Source organism: Georgenia sp. G2120, assembly GCF_055326485.1.
Genome location: NZ_JBUZNL010000003.1, coordinates 322,327 through 342,463, shown reverse-complemented (window position 1 = coordinate 342,463; position 20,137 = coordinate 322,327). Strand labels below are relative to the sequence as shown.

The 20,137-nt window shown below is 73.8% G+C and carries 16 protein-coding genes; 4 read left to right on the top strand and 12 right to left on the bottom strand.

The window, feature by feature from the left end:
• Window positions 1-2 precede the first annotated feature (2 nt).
• From sucC to ACZLMO_RS05510, 6 genes are all read right to left on the bottom strand, one after another.
• The gene (gene sucC, locus ACZLMO_RS05535; RefSeq protein WP_425713507.1) at window positions 3-1,169 is read right to left on the bottom strand and encodes an ADP-forming succinate--CoA ligase subunit beta; all 1,167 of its coding nucleotides are present in this window, start codon (window positions 1,167-1,169) and stop codon (window positions 3-5) included.
• A gap of 183 nt (window positions 1,170-1,352) precedes the next feature.
• Window positions 1,353-3,677 carry an acyltransferase family protein gene (locus tag ACZLMO_RS05530; RefSeq protein ID WP_425713508.1) on the bottom strand — a complete coding sequence of 775 codons (2,325 nt, stop codon included), beginning with the start codon at window positions 3,675-3,677 and terminating at the stop codon, window positions 1,353-1,355.
• A 220-nt stretch (window positions 3,678-3,897) separates the two neighbouring features.
• Window positions 3,898-6,600, bottom strand: coding sequence for a UvrD-helicase domain-containing protein (locus tag ACZLMO_RS05525; RefSeq protein ID WP_425713509.1), 2,703 nt, complete (start codon window positions 6,598-6,600; stop codon window positions 3,898-3,900).
• A gap of 71 nt (window positions 6,601-6,671) precedes the next feature.
• Window positions 6,672-7,259, bottom strand: a complete 588-nt coding sequence (locus ACZLMO_RS05520; RefSeq protein WP_463653106.1) for a DUF4352 domain-containing protein — start codon at window positions 7,257-7,259, stop codon at window positions 6,672-6,674.
• Window positions 7,260-7,291: 32 nt separating this feature from the next.
• Window positions 7,292-7,855, bottom strand: a complete 564-nt coding sequence (locus ACZLMO_RS05515) for a DUF4352 domain-containing protein (protein WP_463653105.1) — start codon at window positions 7,853-7,855, stop codon at window positions 7,292-7,294.
• Window positions 7,856-8,207: 352 nt separating this feature from the next.
• Complete coding sequence (locus tag ACZLMO_RS05510; protein ID WP_463653104.1) at window positions 8,208-8,960, bottom strand: DUF4352 domain-containing protein; 753 nt, start codon at window positions 8,958-8,960, stop codon at window positions 8,208-8,210.
• 160 nt (window positions 8,961-9,120) lie between these two features.
• Here ACZLMO_RS05510 and ACZLMO_RS05505 point away from each other — a divergent pair, with 160 nt between their 5' ends.
• Both ACZLMO_RS05505 and ACZLMO_RS05500 read left to right on the top strand, forming a co-directional pair.
• On the top strand, window positions 9,121-10,518 hold the full coding sequence (locus ACZLMO_RS05505) for a sensor histidine kinase (protein ID WP_463653103.1): 1,398 nt from the start codon (window positions 9,121-9,123) through the stop codon (window positions 10,516-10,518).
• A 9-nt stretch (window positions 10,519-10,527) separates the two neighbouring features.
• Window positions 10,528-11,190 (top strand): response regulator, encoded by a 663-nt coding sequence (locus ACZLMO_RS05500; protein ID WP_463653102.1) that lies wholly within the window; start codon window positions 10,528-10,530, stop codon window positions 11,188-11,190.
• A gap of 116 nt (window positions 11,191-11,306) precedes the next feature.
• Here ACZLMO_RS05500 and ACZLMO_RS05495 read toward each other — a convergent pair whose 3' ends face one another.
• The 5 genes from ACZLMO_RS05495 to ACZLMO_RS05475 all read right to left on the bottom strand — a co-directional run bounded on the left by ACZLMO_RS05495 (window position 11,307) and on the right by ACZLMO_RS05475 (window position 14,999).
• On the bottom strand, window positions 11,307-11,615 hold the full coding sequence (locus ACZLMO_RS05495; protein ID WP_463653101.1) for a hypothetical protein: 309 nt from the start codon (window positions 11,613-11,615) through the stop codon (window positions 11,307-11,309).
• A gap of 298 nt (window positions 11,616-11,913) precedes the next feature.
• Window positions 11,914-12,387: a DUF456 domain-containing protein gene (locus ACZLMO_RS05490; protein WP_463653100.1), complete on the bottom strand. Its 474-nt coding sequence runs from the start codon at window positions 12,385-12,387 to the stop codon at window positions 11,914-11,916.
• Window positions 12,388-12,450: 63 nt separating this feature from the next.
• Entirely contained in the window at window positions 12,451-12,798 is a 348-nt protein-coding gene (locus tag ACZLMO_RS05485; protein ID WP_463653099.1) for a hypothetical protein, read from the bottom strand.
• Between the two features lie 126 nt (window positions 12,799-12,924).
• Complete coding sequence (gene guaA, locus ACZLMO_RS05480) at window positions 12,925-14,529, bottom strand: glutamine-hydrolyzing GMP synthase (RefSeq protein WP_463653098.1); 1,605 nt, start codon at window positions 14,527-14,529, stop codon at window positions 12,925-12,927.
• Window positions 14,526-14,999 (bottom strand): DUF3817 domain-containing protein, encoded by a 474-nt coding sequence (locus tag ACZLMO_RS05475; protein WP_463653097.1) that lies wholly within the window; start codon window positions 14,997-14,999, stop codon window positions 14,526-14,528. The genes guaA and ACZLMO_RS05475 overlap by 4 nt, the downstream gene beginning before the upstream one ends.
• A gap of 106 nt (window positions 15,000-15,105) precedes the next feature.
• Here ACZLMO_RS05475 and ACZLMO_RS05470 point away from each other — a divergent pair, with 106 nt between their 5' ends.
• Together ACZLMO_RS05470 and ACZLMO_RS05465 are read left to right on the top strand one after the other, a co-directional pair.
• Window positions 15,106-16,977, top strand: a complete 1,872-nt coding sequence (locus ACZLMO_RS05470) for an ABC transporter transmembrane domain-containing protein (protein WP_463653117.1) — start codon at window positions 15,106-15,108, stop codon at window positions 16,975-16,977.
• A complete protein-coding gene (locus tag ACZLMO_RS05465; protein WP_463653096.1) occupies window positions 16,974-18,707 on the top strand; it encodes an ABC transporter ATP-binding protein in 1,734 nt (577 codons plus the stop codon). Before ACZLMO_RS05470 ends, ACZLMO_RS05465 begins: the two co-directional genes overlap by 4 nt.
• 130 nt (window positions 18,708-18,837) lie before the next feature.
• On the opposite strand, the gene ACZLMO_RS05460 is transcribed toward ACZLMO_RS05465, so the two are convergent.
• Complete coding sequence (locus ACZLMO_RS05460) at window positions 18,838-20,007, bottom strand: SURF1 family protein (protein ID WP_463653095.1); 1,170 nt, start codon at window positions 20,005-20,007, stop codon at window positions 18,838-18,840.
• Between the last annotated feature and the right edge of the window lie 130 nt (window positions 20,008-20,137).

The following is a 20,137-nucleotide window of genomic DNA, read 5'->3' as shown; positions in this document are numbered from 1 at the left end:
CCTTACTTCGCAGCCGCGAGCTCGGCGGCCTTCGCCGCTCCGCCGTCCATGGTGTCCGCCTGGGTGACCAGGGGGTGGTTGGCCTCGGCGAGGATCGCCCGGCCCTCCTCGACGTTGTTGCCGTCGAGCCGCACGACGAGCGGCTTGGTCGCCTGGTCGCCGATGATCTCGAGCGCCTGCACGATGCCGCGGGCGACCTCGTCGCAGGCGGTGATGCCGCCGAAGACGTTGACGAACACCGAGCGGACCTGCGTATCGCCGAGGATGACGTCGAGGCCGTCGGCCATGACCTGCGCCGAGGCGCCGCCGCCGATGTCGAGGAAGTTCGCGGGGCCGACCCCGTGCGCCTCGCCCGCGTAGGCGACGACGTCGAGCGTGGACATCACGAGGCCCGCGCCGTTGCCGATGATGCCGACCGAGCCGTCGAGCTTGACGTAGTTGAGCCCCTTGGCCTTGGCCTTGGCCTCGAGGGGGTCCTCCGACGCCGCGTCGACCAGCGCCTCGTGGTCCTCGTGCCGGAAGGAGGCGTTGTCGTCGAGCGAGACCTTGCCGTCGAGGGCGATGATCTCGCCCTCCGGGGTGCGCACGAGGGGGTTGACCTCGACGAGCGTGGCGTCCTCCTCGCGGTAGACGGTCCACAGCTTCTGGATCGCGTCGGCCACCTTCGGGGCCACGTCCGCGTCGAACCCGGCGGCGGCGACGATCTCGTCGGCCTTGGCCTGGTCGATGCCGACGATCGGGTCGACGGGCACGCGGGCGAGGGCCTCCGGGCGCTCGACGGCGAGCTGCTCGATCTCCATGCCGCCCTCGACGGAGCACATCGCGAGGTAGCGGCGCTCGGAACGGTCGAGGAGGACGGAGAAGTAGTACTCGGTGTCGATGTCGGCACCGGCGGCGACGAGCACCTTGCGGGCGGTGTGGCCCTTGATGTCCATGCCGAGGATGGCCTGGGCGTGCTGCTCGGCCTCGTCCGCGGAGCGGGCGAGCTTGACGCCGCCGGCCTTGCCGCGGCCGCCGATCTTCACCTGCGCCTTGATGACCGCGAGCTCGCCTCCGAGCTGCTCGTACGCGGCACGCGCCTCGGCCGGGGTCGAGGCGACGATGCCCGGCAGCACGGGGACACCGTGCTTCTCGAACATGTCGCGCGCCTGATACTCGAAGAGGTCCACCCGATGGTTCCTTCCCTCGCTCATTGGCGGTGTCTCGGCTCCGGGACACCGCTCGGAGCCTAGCGCGGGACGAAGGTCCCTCCCGGGCCGTCTCACCGTGTGCCAGGCCACGTTCGACGCCGGTTTCCCGCCGTTTCTCGCGGTCGTGGCCGAGTCTTGGCACGCCCGTGGCGGGGTGTTGTGCTACCCCTGGCCGTGGCGTGCGGCGAGCTCCTCGAAGGCGGCGGTCAGGGTGTGCGTGTACTCGTGCGCCCCGTCGATGTCCGGGTGGATGTTGTCCGCCTGGAGCGCCCCGGGGTTGGCGGACGCGGTCGCGTTCCAGTCGGCGATCGCCACGTTGTCGCGCCCCTCGGCGAGGCGCTCGAGCTCGGCGTTGGCCTCGGGGATCCACGACGACGATCCGTAGAGGTTGACGAGGACGACCGGTCGGTCCGGGCCGAGCGAGTCGAGGATCCGCTCGGGGATGCTGGGGTCGGGCACGCCGCCGTTGGTGCCGTAGTGGATGACGACGGCGCGGCGCACGGAGTCGGTCGCGAACGCGGCCTCGACGGCGGCCTCGCCCTGCGGCCACTGGTCGTTCGACAGCGCGCTGACGTGAACGCCCGGGTAGTAGTACTCGAGCGCGTCGAGGGTCGTGACGACCATGGAGTCGCCGAACACGGACAGCTCGTCGCCCGTGGGGACGGAGAAGTCGGCGTCGGTCTCGATCGGGTCCTCGTCGCCGGGGGCCTCCTCCGACGGCGTCTCCTCGCCCTCGGGAGGCGTCTCACCCTCGCCGGGCTCCTCGCCGGGAGCGCCCTCGGAGGATCCCTCGCCCTCGGGGGGCGGGTCGCCCTCGGCGGGCGCGTCGTCGGAGGGGCTCTCCCCCTCCCCGCCCTGGGCGTCCTCGGCGGCGGCGAGCTCCTCGGCGCGCTGCTGGGCGAGGCGCTCCTCGTTGGTCGCGATCTGCTCGGCGGTGTCCGTCTGCTCGGGGGCCGTGGCGACGGCGACCCCGGTGCCGGCCACGAGCAGGAGACCGAGCGCGCCGGCGATCCGGGCGGGGGCGGTGAACGAGGGGCGCATGCCGGTGACGGCGGCCAGCCAGCCGCGCAGGGTCGCGCGGATCCCGTTGCGCCGGACCGGCTGCTCGAGCCACTCGTAGGAGGCGGCCGAGACGCCGAGGGTGACGACGAGCGCGGCGAGCCGGAGCACGGTGCGGGCGGCCGACCCCTCGGCGGTGGGCACGAGGGCGTCGAGGATGATGACGACCGGCCAGTGCCACAGGTAGATGCCGTAGGAGCGCTCGCCGAGCCAGCGCAGCGGGGCCAGCTCCATCACGCGGGTGAACCAGGTGCGCGGGCCGAGCAGGGCGGCCACGAGCACGGCGCCGGCGAGCGAGGCCGCGAACAGGCCGCCGCGGAAGGTCCACACCGACTCGAAGGGCACGAGGGTCGAGAGCAGGAGGAGGGCGGCGAGGCCCGCGAGCGGGACGAACGGGCGGGCCCGCTGCCAGGCGGGCGTCGTCAGCGGGCCGCGCGAGTCCTGGGCGACGAACGCCAGCGCGATGCCGAGCATGAGCCCGAACAGGTGGGTGTCGGTCCCGTAGTAGACGCGGGTCGGGTCGGCGCCCGGCGTGACGAGGACGGCCATGAGGACGGCCGAGAGCACCGCGACGACGATCGCGATGAGGGCCAGCGCCCGCGGCGCCCGGACGAGCTTGACGAGCGGCAGGGCGAGCAGCGGCCACAGCAGGTAGAACTGCTCCTCGACGGCGAGGGACCAGAAGTTGACGAAGAGCTGCGGAGCGGTCTGGTCGGCGTAGGAGGAGCCGGCGGCGATCTCGAGCCAGTTCGACGAGAACGTCAGGGCACCGAGGACCTGCCGCCCGATGTTGACCATGAGGTCGCGCTCGACCAGGGCCGCGACCGGCACGGTGACGACGACGACGAGCGCGAGCGCCGGCAGCAGGCGTCTCGCGCGCCTGCGCCAGAACCCGGGCAGGTCGATGCGGCCCGAGCGCCCGATCTCGCGCAGCAGCAGGGTCGTGATGAGGAACCCGGACAGCACAAAGAACAGGTCGACGCCGATGAACCCGCCCGGGGCGAGCACCGGGAAGAGGTGGAAGACGAGCACGGCCCCGACGGCGAGCGCCCGGACGCCGTCGAGCCCGGGGATGCGCCCCGACCGGACGATGTCCTTGGCGGAGGTGCCGCCGCGGGGCGGGGCCTGGTCGGAGGTGCCGGCTGAGCGCCCGGAGGTGCCGGTCGAGCGATCGGAGTGACCGCCGGTGCGCTCGGAGCGTGACGGCGACGCCTGGCGGGAGCGGGACGGTTCACGGCTGCCGGCCGGTGCGTGCGTGCGAGTCGAACCGCCGGTGCGGGGCGACCTCTCACCGGGGGTCTCCCGGCCGGAGCGGCCGGACGCCCCGGGCCCCGGAGCGAGCGGACCGCCGGCGAACGGGGACCCGGAGCGCGCGGTGGGGCCGCGTCGTGCGCCGGACCCCCCGTCCGGCCCGTGACGGCCGTCCATCGCTCCTCCACCAGTCGCTCGCTGTCCCGGCCGTGCCGGAACCACGTCTTGAGCGCACACGCTATGACCACGTTCCGACACCGAACAGGTCGACGCGCGGACAGACGTCCCCGATCGGCCGACCCCGCGCACCACTGTTCCCGCACGTCACATGCGCACCACAGGCACCTCACGCTCCGTCGCCCGCACCCCGGGCCGGAGCATCGGCGGCTGCGTTCCGTCAGAGCTTGGTGACCGGCGCGTAGCGCAGGAGGAGCCGCTTGACCTGTCCCCCGCCGAAGTCGACCTTGGCGACGGCGGACGGGCCGGGGTTCTCGAGGCTGACGACGGTGCCGAGCCCGTACGCGTCGTGGGTGACCCGGTCGCCCGGACTGAGGTCGGGCACCTCGACGTCGGCCCGCGGGGTGGCGGACCCGAACCGGGCCTCGCCGTCCTTGCGCACGTTCTCACCCGGCTTCCACGGTCCCTTCGGCGCCCCGCCGCGCGGCACCGACCGCGGTTCGGCCCGGGAGACGCGTACGCCCGACGCCCACGTGCGGCCGTCGGCGCCCCGGCCGGAGCCGCGGATCGCGTCGGTCGAGGACTGCTCGCGCCGCCACTCGACGAGCTCGGGCGGGATGTCGGAGACGAACCGCGACTCCGGCATCTCCTGGGGCAGTCCGAACGCGGTGCGCACGGCGGCGCGCGAGAGGTAGAGCCGCTCGCGGGCGCGGGTGAGCGCGACGTAGGCGAGCCGGCGCTCCTCGGCGATCTGGTCGGACTCCCCCAGGGAGCGCTGGTGAGGGAAGGTGCCGTCCTCGAGGCCGGTGACGAACACGACCGGGAACTCGAGCCCCTTGGCGGTGTGGACGGTCATGAGGGTGACGACGCCCTCGTCCCCGGCGCGCCCGGGGATCTGATCGGCGTCGGCCACGAGCGCGACCCGCTCGAGGAAGTCCCCCAGGGTGGCTTCCGGGTCGGCCTCGGCGAACTCCTGCGCCACGGCGTGGAGCTCGGCGAGGTTCTCCACGCGGCTCGCGTCCTGCGGGTCCTCCGAGGCGCGCAGCTCGGCGAGGTAGCCGGACCGGTCGAGCGCGGCGTCGAGGATCTCCGCCGTCGTCGACCCGTTCTCGGCGAGCTCGCGCAGACCGCTCATCAGCTCGTGGAAGCCGGCCACCGCGGTGCGGCTGCGGGTGGCCAGTCCGAGGACCTCGGGGGTCGACCGGCCGTCGACGACCTCCCCCACGGTGCCGGCGGCGTCGGCGATCGCCTGGCCGAACGAGACGCGCTCGCGGGCCGCGTGCCGCTCGAGCGCCTCCTCCGCCTTGGTCCCGAGGCCGCGCCGCGGGACGTTGATGATGCGCCGGAGGTTCGCCTCGTCGTCGGGATTCGCGACCGCGCGCAGGTAGGCGACGGCATCCTTGATCTCGCGGCGCTCGTAGAACCGCGTGCCCCCGACGACGACGTACGGCACCCCGGCGCGGACGAGCACCTCCTCGAGCGCCCGCGACTGGGCGTTGGTGCGGTAGAAGATCGCCATGTCGCCGTAGCGCATGCGGCGCTCGCCGGGACCGGGACCACCCGTGGTCGCGGACTCGTCGTCCCGCAGGCGGTCGATCTCCTCGACGACGAACCGCGCCTCCTCGTGCTCGCTGTCCGCCACGTAGCCGACGATCCGCGGCCCCGACCCGGAGTCGGTCCACAGGTTCTTCGGCCGCCGGCCCGGGTTCGGCGTGATGACGGCGTTGGCGGCGGTGAGGATGTTCTGTGTCGAGCGGTAGTTCTGCTCGAGCAGGATGGTGCGGGCCTGCGGGTAGTCGGCCTCGAACTCGAGGATGTTGCGGATCGTGGCGCCGCGGAAGGCGTAGATCGACTGGTCGGCGTCGCCCACCACCGTGAGCTCGGCCGGTGGGACCGCCGCCCCGGGACCCATGGGCGCCGTCGCCTCCTCCGTGCCGCCGGAGAGCTCGCGCACGAGGACGTACTGGGCGTGGTTGGTGTCCTGGTACTCGTCGACGAGGACGTGCCGGAACCGGCGGTGGTAGTGCTCGGCGATCGCGGGGAACGCCTGGAGGAGATGGACCGTGCGCATGATGAGGTCGTCGAAGTCCATCGCGCTGGCCTGGCGCAGCCGGGCGTCGTAGCCGCGGTAGACCTGGGAGACGATCTCGTCGAGCTCCTGGCCCGAGCCCATGACGGTGGCCGCGTGGTCGTCCGGGTCGACGAGCTCGTTCTTCAGGTCGGAGATCTTGCGGGCGAGCAGCTTGGCAGGGAAGCGCTTGAGCTCGACGTCGAGCTCCTTGGCCACGAGCGTGATGAGCCGCTGGCTGTCGGCGGAGTCGTAGATGGAGAACGACGAGCGCATGCCGAGCGCCTCGTGCTCGCGGCGCAGGATCCGCACGCACGCGGAGTGGAAGGTCGAGACCCACATCCGCTGGGCGGAGGAGCCGACGAGGTCCTCGACGCGCTCGCGCATCTCGGCGGCGGCCTTGTTCGTGAACGTGATCGCGAGGATCTCCCCCGGGCGGGAGCGGCCCGTGGCGAGCAGGTGCGCGACGCGGTGCGTGAGGACGCGGGTCTTGCCCGAGCCGGCGCCGGCGACGATGAGCAGCGGAGCGCCCGCGTGCGTGACCGCCTCGCGCTGCTGCGGGTTGAGGCCGACGAGCAGGGACTCGGCGCGCTCCTCGTCGCTCCCACGTGCGGCGGCGCGCGCGGCGTCGCGCTCCGCCCGGCTGGGCAGCTGCGCGCCCGAGCCGGCGCCCGGCAGCCCGGCGAACGGGTCGGCCTGGGTGGGCAGCAAGTCCGAGGGGCCCGCGTCCTCCTCGGGCGGCGGCTGGGCGGGCACCCAGCCGTCCTCGTCCGGGCGCGGGGCAAGGGTCGCGGGCAGGGCAGTGGTGCGGCCCGGGCGCGCGGGGAGGTCGAGTCCGTCGAACAGGGTGCTCATCGTCGGTCCAGGGTAGTTGGCCGGGCCGACACTCGAGAGCGAGGCTGTGGACGAGAGCGCAGTGGGCCTCTCTACGGCTCCGTGAGCGCCACTAGTTGCTCACCGGTCAGCGGGTCGCCCCACTCGGTCCCGCCGACGAGGCGGACGTGGTCGAGCGGCCCGAGGTGCCCGGCATCGAACACGAGCACGCGGCGGACCTCCTGCCCGGGATTGACGTGGAGGGACGGCGGCATGGCCCGGTCGCCGAGGAGCGTGTCTGCGAGCCCGGGCCCGCCCAGCCAGTCGGGCTCGGTCGTCGTGCCCCAGCGTCCCTCGTGGTCCACCAGCACGCTGTTGACGAGGCCGATGGTCCGCGGGTCGTCGGTCGGGTTGCTGATCGCGACCGTGACGAGCTCGATGTCGCGTCCGTACGACCCGGTGCTCTCCTCCGCGAGCGGGTCGCCCACGGTCATCGAGACGGTGTCGCCCTCGACCTCGACGACCCGCACGTCGAGCTCGCCCACCCGGACGGTGTCGCCCACGCCCGGTCCGTCTCCCTCGACCGTGCCGAACCTGCCGGGAAGTCCGTTCGACCCCGCCACCAGGATGAGCACCTGGACGACGGCGATTGCGAGCAGGACCGCGGCCACGACCGACAGCACCTTCTGGGGTCGCGTCATGGCGGTGAACCACCGCCGCACCCGCGCGGCACTCACTGCAGCTCCACGAGGACGTCACCGGTGCCGCTCTCCGGCGTGAGGTCGTCCGGGATCCAGAGCGCCTCGGCGACGACGTCGGTCGGCATGTCGACGACCATCTGTCGACCCGCCTGTCCACCGGGATTCACCGACAGGAAGTCCCCCAGCAGCCGCGGGTGCTCCCTCTCGAGCTCGTCGGTGACCTGGGTACCGTGCCGTCGGCCCTGATCGTCGATGATGCGGAGCCCGTCGGTGTGGATACCGAACGGGCTGTCGCCCGCGACCGACTCGAGAACGATGCGCAGGACCACGTACCGACCATCCGGATCCCCGAACCCGGTCGGACTGTTCGCGTCGAGGTCGACCGACTCGACCGTCAGCATGCCGGTGGGCCGGCTCCCCTCCTGAGACCCGTCGGAGTACATGTGCCCGACGCCCACCGGATCACCGGCCCCGACAGTCTCGGCGTCGCCGTCGGGGCTTCGCCCCCACGGGAGCTCGGGCCACCCGTCGAACCAGAGTGCCACGTTCGCGCCGAGCAGCAGCGCGACGACGACCACCAGCAGCCGTGTACGCACGCGTCGGGGGTCGTGGACGGAGCTGAGTCCCTCCATGGGTGGTCTCTCGGTCCGTTCGCTGTCCATCGCGTCCCCCGGTCGTCGTCGCCCCTCGGGCAGGTCGTCGAGCGGATCGTCGCAGCCCGGCGGGTGGTTCCGCGGCGGTTCCGGCGGGTCCTTCTACCTGGAGACTTGTCCCCTCGGGCTCGGCGGGTAGGGACGAGAACGGCCCGACGACGACCAGCGGCCCGACGACGGACCGGGTGGGGTTCGTCGTCGGGCCGCCGTGGTGCCCGGGAGTCGCGCGCCGGGGGTCGCGCGATCCCGGGGCCCGACCCGCGCCGGGGAGGGTCGCGGGCCGGGCGATCGGGGGTCAGCGCAGGCGGATGTCGACGTCGTCGGAGAACAGGCCCGCGGAGACCTGAAGGAGGTCGGCCTCGGCGTCGGCGGGGATGTCGAAGAGCAGGGCGCCGTCGGCCGTGTTGCCAGGGTTGATGTCCGTGATCAGCCAGGACGTCGACTCGTCGAGGTAGATCGACGCCGACGACGTGTCGTGCTGCCGGCCCTCGGTGTCGACGAGCACAGCGTCCTGCTCGAAGAAGGTGGCCGCGCTGTCGCCGGTGTTCGTCATCGTCACCTGGACGAGCACGAACTGGCCCTGAGCCTGCTCGCCGAGGTACTCGTCGCCGACCGACGCGATGCCGGGTTCGACCTCGGTGACGGTGACCTCGAGGTCTCCGACCTGGACGGGAGTACCGACCTGCGAGCCGGCGGCCTCCTCGGCCGGCGCCTCCTCGACGACGGCCTGCTCGGCGGAGGGCTGCTCCTCCGCCGGTGCCTCGGTCATGGCGTCGGGCGAGCTCACAGGGGCCTCGGCCGCTGCGGAACTGGTGTCGGCGTCGGCCGTGGTGTCCTCCTCGCCGCCGCCGACGATGCCGGCGACGGCCGCGACACCCGCGATGGCCAGCACGCCGGTGAGGATCTTGTGGCGGGCGACCCAGGGACGCGCCGCCTTCTGCATCCGCTTCTGGACCTTGAGCTCCTTCTTGCTCATCGGCGCCGCGGGCGTGCCGTAGGGGTTCGGCGCGGCGGTGCCGCCGGTCTCGGGGGTGTGCTGCGTGGTCATGGTGTCCTCCGGTGGGGGCTGAGCGGTACGGGTGAAGACTCGCCCGCCGGCCCTGCCCGCCGGATCCCCCGACCGGTCCGCCCCACCTCCTCCGATCGGTCGCGGGCGGCGGACCGTCCGGAGGGGGTCGGCGTCGGCGCATGCGGTGACAATGTCCGCCATGCCCATGTCGAACGCCGCCGGACGGCCCGCCGCGCGCACCGCGCCCGTCGGCGACGACGGCCAGCTGCGGCGCGACGTCGTCGGTCGCCTTGTGGTGCGCCCGGCGCGCGGGCTCGTACTCGGCGTGGTCCTCGCGGTCGTCGCCCTCATGGACCTCATCTACACGCCGTGGGTGCGGGGCTGGATGGAGGAGGACCCGGACACGGTCGCCGGCTGGAAGGTCGGCGTGCTGATGGCGCTCATGCTCGGCGCCATGCTGCACGGCCTCGTGCTGCGTGCCCGAGCCCGCAGGCCGACGGCGACGCTCGTGGTGGTGACGGTGATCGCCCTCGTGCTGCCGTTCTCCCCGCTCGCGGCCCTCGTCGTCCTCTCGAGCCACCTCTCCCACCGCCGGCTCGACCGCCCGGTGCTCGCCTGCACGGCCGTCGCACTGGCGACCGTGGTCTGTACGTGGCGGGACCTGCTCGGTCAGTCGACGTGGACCTCGTGGGTGCGGGTGATGCTCGCGAGCTCACCGTCCGACCACGCGCCGGCACCGGTGCCGTGGGTCGGGGTCGTGCTCTTCGTGGCGCTCGCCGTGGGGTCGGCGATCGGGGTCGGCCTGCTGCGCCGGTCCCGGGCGGACGCCCGGCGGGCGCGCGTCCTCGCAGAGGAAGCGCGAAGCGCCGAGGAGGCCGCCCGCAGCGCCGCGCAGCAGGCACGGACCGCCGAGTCCGACGCGCGACGCGAGCGCGACGATGCCGTGACCACCGCGTCCCGCACGGCCGAGCGCGAGCAGGTGGCCCGGGAGATCCACGACGGGATCGGGCACCGGCTCTCCCTGCTCAGCCTCGAGGCCGGCGCGCTCCAGCTCGAGGTGCAGGACGACCCGCGCCTGGCCGAGTCGGCGGCCCGTGTCCGCTCGCAGGCCGCGGCCGCCACGGAGGACCTGCGCTCGCTGGTCGGCATGCTCCGAGAGCCCACCCCCGAGCCGGTCGTCACGCTCGACCACCTCCAGACGGTGCTCGACGAGTCCGCCGACGCCGGCCAGCTCCTCTCGGCCACCGTGCGGATCGACGACGGCGCGTCCGCCCCGGCCACGCTCGCCCGTGCGGTGCACCGCATCACTACCGAGCTCATGACGAACGCCCGCAAGCACGCCCCGGGCGAGATCCTGCGCCTGCGGGTGACCGGTGGTCCGGGGCACGGGGTCGAGATCGAGGCCGCGAACCGCGTTCCGGAGTCGCTGGTCCGTGAGGGCGCCCGGCCGGCGGGCGGTCGGTCTGCCGGCCTCGTCGGCATCGTCGAGCGTGCCGAGCTGCTCGGCGGGGACGTCCGGTACGGGATCGACGGCGACCGGTTCCGGGTGACCGTCCAGCTCCCGTGGCCGGTGGGTGATGTCGGGGGCCGCTCCTAGACTGCTCGGGTGCCCCTACCGGTCCGCGTGCTCGTCGTCGACGACGACCCGATGGTGCGCACCCTCGTGCGGCGGATCGTCGAGACGGACGAGACGCTGGAGGTGGTCGGCGAGGCGGCCGACGGCGCCGCGGCTCTCGACGAGGTCATCGCCCACCACCCGGACGTCGTCCTCATGGACCTGACGATGCCCGGGACGGACGGCGTGGCCGCCACCCGTGCGATCCGCGCACGGCCGTCACCGCCGGCGGTCCTCGTCCTCACCACGTGGGACCTGGACACGAGCGTCGACTCGGCGCTGGAGGCGGGCGCCGACGGCTACCTGCTCAAGACCGCCGAGCCGGCGGAGATCCTTGCCTCGGTCCACGCGGTGGCCGCCGGGCACGGGGCGATCTCCCCCACCGTGCAGCAGGGCGTGCTCCGGCGGATCCGCGGTGATGGCGGCACCCGCCGGAGGGAGGCGCGGGCAACGCTGGAGACCCTGACGGAGCGCGAGCTCGCGGTGGCCCGGCTCGTGGCCCGGGGGGACGGCAACGCCGAGATCGCGCGTCGCCTGCACCTTGGTGAGACGACCGTGAAGTCGCACCTCAGCAGCGTCCAGGCCAAGCTCGGCGCCGCGAACCGCACGCAGGTCGCCGTCGTCGTCGACCGCGCGGAGCCCGAGGACCGCTAGACGAGCAGCCGTCCAGCGATCCCGGAGGCCCCGGCGGCGCCGTCCTCGACGAACCCGGGGTTCGGCTCCGCGAGCTCAAGGGCGTCCGCGACGGTCCACGTGTCGCGCGCCGCGGGTCATCCGGACGGCGCAGGAGCCTCGGACGGCGTCTCGTTGCGCTCGATCACGTCGATGTAGGCGACCGTGTTCGCGTCGACGACCTCGACGACGATGACGACTCCTCCCCATCGAGTGCCCGAGGCGTCGAACAGGTTGAGGTCGTCGAGCGGGGCGCCGGTCAGCTCGAGGATCGCTGGCGAGCAGACGGGCGGATACGAATCGCCGACGAGGTCGCACAGCTCGGCTCGCTCGTACTCGATGAGCGTCGCGTCGACGACCACGACATCGCCGGGCCGTGCTGTCTCTGCGACCTGGCGCGCGGACATGGGCGGCCCCGTCGGGTCCTCACGAGCCGGCGGATCGGTCGCGGTCGGCGACTCCGCCGTGGCGGTGCCGGAGGTCGGACCTGAGCCCGGCGTCGGCGACCCTTCGTCCTCCGCAACCCCGCACGCAGCGAGAGCGGGCACGAGCAGGAGCGAAACCAGCCCGGCCCGGGAGCGGGCATGTGCTCGGCCCCCGTCCCCGTGCTTCCCGCCGCGCCGTCCGTCGCCCGTCATGCCTGACATCCTGCCCGCCGGGTGCCGTCCGTGGGAGGTCTCGTGACAGACCGATGCCCGCTTGTGACTACCGCGCGATCCACCCGACGACGAACGCGCCGACCGCCACCATCGCCCCGGCGAGCTCGATGAGGATCGTCAGCCCGGCGGCCTTGAGCGCCCGGACGGTCGCCGGCCATGCGCGCGCGGCGCTGCGGGCGCGGCCGAGCTCGATGAGGAACACGGCGCCGACGAAGAAGAGGAACATCCCGACCACCGGGACGACGAAGAAGCCGACGACCCCGGCGATCGCCGCGATCACCAGGGTCGAGCCCTTCACGCCCCCGCGTTCCATGTAGCGAGCGGCGAGGACGTACTTGAGCACCATCGCCACGATCATGGCGACGACGGCGACGATCGCCACCGTCCAGCCGAGCGTCCCGCCCTGGTACCAGCCCCAGATCGCGACGGCGCCGGCCACGATCGTGCCGCCGGGGAAGACCTGGCTGACGACGCCGGCCAACCCGGCGACGATGGCGAGGATCGTGAGCAGCTCGGCCACGGTCGCGCTCCTGCCTCGTCGGTGCGCGCCGGTCGGCCGCGCGGCTCAGATCGTACGCAGGGGTCAGGTCCAGAGCACCGCGACGGCGACGTTGACGACGATGAGCGCCGCCAGCGTCGGGACCATCGGCGAGCCCTTCGTGCCGGCCTTGCGGTCGCGGTCGCCGAGGAACGCGACGACGGTCGCGCCGATCGCGACGAGTGCCTTGACGCCGATCTTCATGTGGTTGACGTCGCCGTCACCCATCTCGGCCATGCCGACGAGCAGGATGCCGGCCACGAGGGCCGTGAGCACGCCGTGGGTCGCCCCCTTGGGGAGCTCGCCGCCGCGCATGCCCGCGATCGCCATGCCGAGGGCCATCGCCCAGCCGAGGAGGTGGATGACGAGGAGGATGCCGGTGACGATGTCCATGCATCCAGATTATCTGTCACCGCGTCAGAACGGCCGGTCGACCTCGGAGAGGTCACTCACGTCGGCCGAGGTCGGAGCACTGCCCGACGACGAACGACGCCCGTGACGCCGGGCCCCCGCCCGGCGTCACTCCCACTCGATGGTGCCCGGGGGCTTCGACGTGACGTCGAGGACCACCCGGTTGACCTCCGGGACGGAGTTGGTGATGCGGGTCGAGATGCGGGCGAGGACGTCGTAGGGCACGCGCGACCAGTCGGCGGTCATCGCGTCCTCGCTCGTCACGGGGCGCAGCACGATCGGGTGGCCGTACGTGCGGCCGTCGCCCTGGACCCCCACGGAGTGGACGTCGGCGAGGAGCACGACCGGGCACTGCCAGATCGACTCGTCGAGGCCGGCGGCGGTCAGCTCCTCGCGGGCGACGAGGTCGGCGGCGCGCAGGATGTCGAGCCGCTCGCGGGTCACCTCGCCGACGATGCGGATGCCGAGGCCGGGTCCGGGGAAGGGCTGGCGGGCCACGATGGCCTCGGGGACGCCGAGCTCGCGGCCGACGGCCCGGACCTCGTCCTTGAACAGCAGGCGGAGCGGCTCGACGAGCTCGAACGTCATGTCCTCCGGCAGCCCGCCGACGTTGTGATGCGACTTGATGGTGGCCGCGCCCTCGCCGCCGCCGGACTCGACGACGTCCGGGTAGAGCGTGCCCTGGACGAGGAACCTCACCTCGGCGCCGTCCTGGCCGGCCTCGGCGACGATCGACGCGGCCGCCTCCTCGAAGGTGCGGATGAACTCCCGGCCGATGATCTTCCGCTTCTCCTCTGGGTCGGTGACGCCGGCGAGCGCCTCGAGGAACGTCTCCGACGCGTCGACGACCCGCAGGTCGACGCCGGTCGCGGCGACGAAGTCGCGCTCGACCTGCTCGGCCTCGCCCGAGCGCAGCAGGCCGTGGTCGACGAACACGCAGGTCAGCTGGTCGCCGACGGCGCGCTGGACGAGCGCCGCGGCCACGGAGGAGTCGACGCCGCCGGAGAGGCCGCAGATGACGCGGGAGTCGCCGACCTGGGCACGGATCGCCTCGACCTGCTCGGCGAGGACGGAGGCGGGCGTCCAGTCGGCGTCGACGCGGGCACCCTCGCGCAGGAACCGGGTGAGCAGGGTCTGCCCGTGCTCGGTGTGGTGGACCTCGGGGTGCCACTGGACGCCGTAGAGCCGGCGCCCGCGGTCCTCGAACGCCGCGACGGGCGCCCCGGTCGAGGTCGCGAGGACCTCGAAGCCGGCGGGAGCCTGCGACACCGCGTCGCCGTGGGACATCCACACGGTCTGGACGTCGTCCGAGCCGTCGAGCAGGGTCGAGCCCTCGCGCTCCTCGGCGACGCGCACGATCGTGCCGCCGTACTCGCGCTCGCCGGTCCGGTCGACGGTGCCGCCGAGCGCCTGGGCCATCGCCTGGAATCCGTAGCAGATCCCGAGGACCGGGACCCCGGCGTCGAACAGCGCGGGGTCGACCCCCGGGGCGCCGTCGGCGTACACCGAGGACGGGCCGCCGGAGAGGATGATCGCCGCGGGCTCCTTGGCGAGCATGTCGTCGACCGAGGCGGTGTGGGGCACCACCTCGGACAGGACGTTCGCCTCGCGCACGCGCCGCGCGATGAGCTGTGCGTACTGGGCGCCGAAGTCGACGACGAGGACCGGGCGGTGGTTCGTGGTGCCGGCGGTGTCCGGCGCGTCCGTGCTCACCGGCCCAGGGTAGTCCGACGCTCGGCGACCACCCGGGCGCGTCCCGTGACGGCGGGCAGGTCGGCCTCGACCCAGCGGTGCGCCTTGCGCTCGAGGACGAAGGACAGGACGGGGACGACGCCGGCGGCCACGAGGGCGACCATCCGGCCGAGCCCCCAGCGCATGACCGACCAGAGGTTGAGCACGGTGGCCGCGTAGACCACGTAGATCCAGCCGTGCAGGATCGCGACCCACGCACCCATGACGGGCCGCGCGGTCCACCACTTCGTCTCGTCCTCGTAGCCGGCGACACCGAACACGTACTTGAGCACCATCTCGGCGGTGAGCACGAGCAGCATGACGCCCGTGACGAACGCCATCGCGCGGTACCAGCCGAACGCGCGGTGCGCCCTGGTCTCGGCGGCCTGCGCGGCCGCCTGACCGGCGGCTCGCGCCTCGGCCGAGGTGGTGGTGGGACCGGTCTCCGACATGGGCCCATTGTCCCCCGGACCTGGGTCGGTGCGGGTGAGTCGGCCGTCACCCCAAATCCGATGGCCGGTGTCGGAGGCGCGGCGTAGCGTCCCGGGGGTGCTGACCATGCCCACCGACCACCCCGGGACGCCGCCGCTGACCTCCGCGAACGCGCTCCTGCTGTGGCTCGCACGTAGGCAGCGGCTCACCCTCGTGATCGCGGTCCTGTTCGGCGTGGCACGCAACCTCTCGACGGCGGCGATCCCGCTCGTGCTCGGCCGCGCGCTGGACGCCGGGCTCACCGACGGCCTCTCGGCGGCGACCTGGTGGGGCGCGGGAGCGGTCCTGCTCGTCGGCGTCGCCGCGACCCTCACCTCCGCCTACGGGCACCTGTTCGAGACCCTCGCGTGGGTCTACGGCACGTTCCACACGGGGCGCCTCGTGGGCCACCACGTCACGCGGATCGGCCCGAACGTCACGCGCCGTGCCGCGACCGGCGAGGTGGTCGCGACCATCACGAACGACACGTTCCACATCGGCAACGTCTTCGAGATGGCCCAGCGGTTCGTCGGGTCCCTCGCGGGCGTCCTGTTCGTGGCGCTCGTGCTCCTGCAGTCCTCGGTCGTGCTCGGCGTCGTCGTGCTCGTCGGCATGCCGCTCGTCTCGGCGCTCGTCGCGCTGCTCGTCCGCCCGCTCCAGACCCGGCAGCGCGCCCAGCGCGAGGCCCAGGGACGCCTCGGCGCGCTCGCGACCGACACGGTGGCGGGCCTGCGGGTGCTGCGCGGCATCGGCGGCGAGGACGTCTTCACCGACCGGTACGCCACCCGCTCCCAGGAGGTGCGGGCGGCCGGGGTCTCGGTGGCGACGATCGCCGCCTCGATGCGCGGCCTCCAGGTCCTCCTGCCGGGGCTGTTCGTCGCGTTCGTCGTCTGGTTCGGCGCGCACCTCGCGCTGTCCGGCGAGATGTCGCCGGGCGACCTCGTGGCCCTGTTCGGCTACACGACGTACCTGGCGGCCCCGCTCCAGGCGTTCACCCAGTTCATCCAGCTCCTCGTCCGTGCGCGGGTGGGCGCCGACAAGGTCATCAAGGTCGTCGGCACCGGGCCGTCGGCGGGCACCCTCGCCGAGTCGGAGGCCGCGGACGAGCGCCCGTGGCCCGCGCCGGCGACCACGGGGGCGCGCCTCGCGGACCCGACGTCGGGCTTCGTCGCCGAGGCGGGCGCGTTCGTCGCCGTCGTGTCCGACCCGCCCGAGGACGCGAACGCGCTCGCCGCGCGCCTCGGCCGCCTGCTCGACCCGGAGCGCTCCGACCTCGGTCTCGTCGACCCCGCGCTGGTCCCGGACGCGAGCGAGCCGCTGCCCGGACCCGACCGGCCCGACGCCGACCGGCCCGGCACCGACCGCTCCCCCGCCACCCTCGACGGCACGCCGGTCGACCGGCTGCCGGTGGCCGAGGTGCGCGAGCGCGTCGTCGTCGCCGGTTCGACCCCCGAGCTGTTCGCCGGCACGCTGCGCGAGACGCTCGACGTCCGCGACCGGGGCGACGACGACGAGCTGCTCGGCGCCCTCGCCGCCGCCGACGCCCAGGACGTCCTCGACTCCGTCGGCGGCACGCTCGACGGCGAGATCGCCGAGAAGGGCCGTTCCCTGTCCGGCGGCCAGCGCCAGCGCGTGGCCCTGGCGCGCGCCCTGCTGACCGAGGCACCGGCGCTCGTCCTCGTCGAGCCCACCTCGGCGGTCGACGCCCACACCGAGGCGCGGATCTCCGCCACCCTCGCCGCCCGGCGGGCCGGACGCACCACCGTGGTGGTCACCACCTCGCCGCTCGTGCTCGAGCACGCCGACTCCGTCGCGTTCCTCGACGGCGGCCGGGTCACCGCGCACGCCCCGCACACCGAGCTGGCCCGCCGGGCGCACGAGGGCGACCCCGCGGCCCGCCGCTACCGGTCCGTCGTCACGCGGACCACGGCCGACGACGAGCAGGAGGCTCTGCGATGAGGCTGCCCGTCGCGGACACGCGCACGACCACCCGGCAGGGGCTCGCGTTCCTCAAGGGACACGCCGGCCAGCTCGCCGTCGTCGTCCTCGTCCAGTCGCTCGCGGCCGTCGCCGCCCTGGCGATGCCGTGGCTCCTCGGCCGGCTCGTCGACTCGGTCGCCACCGGGACGACGGCCGCCGAGGTGGACCGGACCGCGCTCTGGCTGGTCGCGGCCGTGGTCGCGCAGACCCTGCTCGCGGCCTGGGCCCACCGGGCCTCCCTCGTGCTGGGCGAGCAGCTGTTCGCCGAGCTGCGCGAGGACTTCCTCCGCACGGTCACCCACCTGCCGCTGTCGACCGTCGAGCGCGCCGGAACCGGCGACCTGCTCGGCCGCACGACGAACGACATCGACCGCGTGCAGTGGGTGCTGCGCTTCGGCATCCCTGCGCTCCTCGTCGGCGCCACGACGGTCGCCCTCACCTACGGCGCCGCGTTCCTCGTCGACTGGCAGGTGGCGATCGGGCTGCTCGTCGGGCTGCCCCTGCTGTGGTGGAGCGCCCGCCGGTACCTGCGCAAGGCCATGCCCGCCTACCTCGCGGACTCCGCCGCCTTCGCGGACATCAACGGCGTCGTCACCGAGAACGTCGAGCAGGCCGGCACGGTCGACGCCCTGAGCCTGGGGCGGCAGCGCCGGCGCCGCTCGGACGGCGCGATGGCCGACGCGTGGCACTGGGAGGTCGTGACGATCTGGCTGCGCGTGCACCTGTTCCGCAGCCTCGAGCTCAGCTTCGTCCTCCCGCTGGGCGCCGTCGTCGTGTGGGGCGCGTTCCTCATCGAGAACGACCTCGCGTCGATCGGCGCGGTCACCACGGTGGCGCTCTACGCGATGCAGGTGCGGGCGCCGTTCACCGAGCTCCTCATGTGGATCGACGAGCTCCAGGTGGCCGCGGCCTCCCTCGCCCGGATCTTCGGGATCTCCCTCGTCGAGCCCGACCGCACCGCCCGTGACGAGCGGCCGCGCGGCGCCGAGCTCACCGCCCGCGGCGTGCGGTACGCCTACGTCGAGGGCAAGGACGTCCTGCACGGGATCGACCTCGACCTGCGCCCCGGCGAGCGCCTCGCGATCGTCGGCCCGTCGGGGGCCGGCAAGTCGACCTTCGGCCGCATGCTCGCCGGCATCCACCCGCCCACCGGCGGCTCCGTCACGGTCGGTGGCGTGCGCCTCGTCGACCTGCCCGAGGAGGAGCTGCGCCGCCAGGTCGCCCTCGTCACGCAGGAGCACCACGTGTTCGTCGGGACGCTCGCGGACAACCTGCGCCTTGCGGACGCGGGTGTCGACGAGGCCGGGATGCGCCGGGCGCTCGACGCCGTCGACGCGCTCGACTGGGTCGACCGGCTCGAGGACGGTCTGCACACCGAGGTCGGGTCCGGCTCGCTCGAGCTGACGCCGGCGCAGGCGCAGCAGCTCGCGCTCGCGCGGCTCGTCCTGCTCGACCCGCACACGCTCGTCCTCGACGAGGCGACCTCGCTGCTCGACCCGCGCGCCGCCCGGCACCTCGAGCGGTCGCTGTCGAACGTGCTCGCCGGACGCACGGTGGTCGCGATCGCGCACCGCCTGCACACGGCGCACGACGCCGACCGGGTCGCCGTCGTCGAGGGCGGGCGGATCGTCGAGCTCGGCTCGCACGACGAGCTGGTCGCCGCGGGCGGCGAGTACGCGGCCCTGTGGGCGAGCTGGCAGCAGGACTGAGCAGGAGCCGTCCCGGGAGGCGCATCGTCCGGCGCGCCTGGCGTCGGCGCGTCACCTGACATCGGCGTTTCACCCGGCGCCGGCGCGACCGACGGCGCCGGAGCGGTCACCACCCGGGCGGCGGGGAGGACTACTCGGACCGGTCGGCGTCGGCGTCGGCGTCGGCGTCGGCGTCGCGACGATCGGGGTCCCGGCCGCCACCCGCGAGCAGCAGCTCCTCGTCGCGGCGGTCGAGGGCGTCGTCGCGGACGAGGCGCCACCACAGCCACAGGGCGAAGCCCCCGAACACGAGCCACTCGATCGCGTACATGAGGTTCTGCAGGTTGAGGCCGGTCTCGACAGCGATCGTGGGGTCGGGCGCCTGTTCGAGAGCGCCCTCGAGCGGGACCCACTGCTCGCCGTCGTGGGCACCCTGGACGAGGTAGCCGGAGAACGTCGGCCCGCCCCACGTGCCGGCGAGGCCGGCGGTGGAGATCGACAGGGCGGTCCCGGGCGCGGTCTCGCCGTCGCGCTGCGCCTCGGAGTTCGACAGGTGCCCGGTGACGGCGACCTCGCCGTCCGGGAGCTCGAGGGCCGCCGGGTCGGCGACGCTCGCGCCGGCGTCGGTCACCTCGACGTCGGACTCCGGCAGCCAGCCGCGCAGGACCGGGATCATGGCACCCGAGTCAGGTCCCTCGGTCACGCGCAGGGCGGCGACGACGAGGACCGCTGGCTCGCCCTCGACGGCCCGGTCGACGACGAGGACCTGGTTCTCTCGCTCCCACTCGCCCGTCACCGTGACGCCGGTGGCGTAGACGTCCATGGAGAAGCTCGACTGGGCGGGCAGCACGTCGTCGAGCGGGACCGGGTCGGCCTCGAGGGTGGCCTCGTGCGCGGCGATCGCTCGGTCCGCCCCACGCAGGGAGGCGCGGTCGAGCTGCCAGGCGGCGAGCTGGACGCACACGACGGCGGCCGCGATGAGCAGGACGAGGAGCCCGATCATCCGCGGGGAGATCGCGGAGCGCCACAGCTCGCCCGCCGAGACGCGCGGCCGTCGCGGTCCCTTGCGCCTGCCCTTCCGCGCCGCGGCGTCGGCCCTGGCCTCAGCGGCAGCGGCCGCGTCGGCGGCGATGGCGGCCGGATCGCGCCAGGGATCGAGCCCACGCACGCGGTCCGTCCCCGGGTCGAGCCCCGTCGAGGTGACGTCGTCCGCGGAGGTTCGTGCCGCCGTCGCGCTCGCGCCCTCGTCTGCGACGGCGAGCCCCCCGCGCCCGGCGTCGCCCACCGGCTCGCCGTGGGGTCGTTCGGCCGAGGAATCCATCGTCCCAGGGTAGGCGAGCGCCCACGGTGTTGACTGGTCCGGGCGCTGCGTGGCCCGCCACTCCCGTGCCGCACGCGCGCCGCCGATCTGGAAGCATCGACCTCGCGAGCCACCACCTCCCGATAGGAGC